Consider the following 458-nt stretch of genomic DNA (forward strand, 5'->3'; position numbering starts at 1 on the left):
GGTGAGTTCATGCGCAAGGATGGACCCTGTCCAGCCGAGGCCGACGATCACGACATCCTTGCGAGGCAGTATCGTCGTCATGGTCAGCTCCTTTTCACGAGCCATTCCGGGCTGCCTTCGATGGAGACGGGCGGCCGCGGATAGGGCTGATTGTGCTTGCTGACGTGGTCCCGGTAGTCATAGCGAGCGCCGGGGAAACCAAGCATGCGCCACGAGACCATGTCCTTGTTGCCGCCATAGACCGGATCGGCAAAGAACCCTTCCATCGTGTTCTGCAGCAGAAGCCCGAAGAAACCAGGACCCTTGACGCCGTTTGGCAAGTCAACCTTTCCAGCTTCCATGGCGGTCAGGAATGCATCCTGGTCCGCCGGCTGGAGCTCGGCGAATGTCTTGCCGTCGCGCTGTTTCAGGAAAGCGTCGATGGCGGCAAGGCCGATGCGGTAACGCTGGGCGGGATT

1 protein-coding gene is annotated in these 458 nt (G+C 60.7%); it reads right to left on the reverse strand.

Annotated features, from left to right (window positions below):
• Positions 1-83 precede the first annotated feature (83 nt).
• The coding region (locus EN874_RS32220) for a gluconate 2-dehydrogenase subunit 3 family protein (RefSeq protein ID WP_135884713.1) at positions 84-458 on the reverse strand (375 nt) is incomplete at its 5' end.

Source organism: Mesorhizobium sp. M1D.F.Ca.ET.231.01.1.1 (genome assembly GCF_003999155.2).
Classification (GTDB): domain Bacteria; phylum Pseudomonadota; class Alphaproteobacteria; order Rhizobiales; family Rhizobiaceae; genus Mesorhizobium.